The 307-nt window shown below is 37.1% G+C and carries 1 protein-coding gene; it reads left to right on the top strand.

Translation table 11 applies throughout. The features are described from left to right. On the top strand, positions 1-307 hold a 307-nt coding region (locus ACVC5O_RS00045; protein ID WP_452219422.1), incomplete at both ends, for a hypothetical protein.

The raw sequence follows: 307 nt of genomic DNA, 5'->3' as shown, positions 1-307 counted from the left end.
CCTACTCTTACAAATGGTAATTATTTTTCTGAAACCGATGGTTCAGGAACCGCATTTAGTGCTGGAGATTTAATATCTAGCTCGCAAACCATTTTTATCTACAATCAAGTAGGAACTCCACCAAATAGCTGTGCTAACGAGTCTAGTTTTAATGTTACTATTTTAAGTGCGCCAGAAGTCGATTCGCTTCCTAATCAAATAGAATGTGCAAGTTTTACACTTCCTTCGCTTTCTCCTGGTAATAACTATTACAATGGCAGTTTGCTAGATACAACTACCACTCCTGTTTTACTTAATGAAGGTGATG

This window comes from Lacinutrix salivirga, from assembly GCF_053604675.1.
This window is presented reverse-complemented; position numbering and strand designations above follow the sequence as displayed.